This window comes from Nostoc sp. UIC 10607, from assembly GCF_047228265.1.
In the GTDB taxonomy this organism is placed as follows: domain Bacteria; phylum Cyanobacteriota; class Cyanobacteriia; order Cyanobacteriales; family Nostocaceae; genus Nostoc; species Nostoc foliaceum_A.
In genome coordinates this window covers 1-434 of record NZ_JBIQNW010000256.1, presented here as the reverse complement: position 1 = coordinate 434, position 434 = coordinate 1, and the positions used below count along the sequence as shown (strand labels likewise).

1 protein-coding gene is annotated in these 434 nt (G+C 39.4%); it reads left to right on the top strand.

Features of this window, described 5'->3' with window-relative positions:
* Positions 1 to 434, top strand: a 434-nt coding sequence (locus ACEYW6_RS36675; RefSeq protein WP_412983675.1) for a DUF4158 domain-containing protein, incomplete at both ends; no start/stop codon positions are given.

Here is a 434-nt window from a genome sequence, read left to right as displayed (position 1 = left end):
TATTCCCAAAGGGATACAACTCGACGCGAACATCTGGCAGAAATTCAAAACAATTTCGGATTTCATACTTTTAATACATCTACATACAAGCAATTCTCAAAATGGTTAAAAGTACCGGAATCTGCGGATATTAGTTTCGTTAAACCTCGTTGGTTAAAACACGTAGTTAAAGGCGATACTATTGATCGTCACTACTATGAGATGTGTGCTTTGGCTGAATTACGCAGTGGCTTGCGTTCTGGGGATATTTGGGTAGCAGGCTCGAAGCAGTTCCAAGATTTTGAGGATTATCTATTAGCAGATAGCTCATGGCAGTCAATGTGTTCTTCTCAAACGATACCTGTGGCAGTAACGACAGATTTCACTACTTATATTGAACAACGCTCACTTGAATTGTCTGAACAATTAGCGCTTGTTTCTTCTTTAATGGCAGA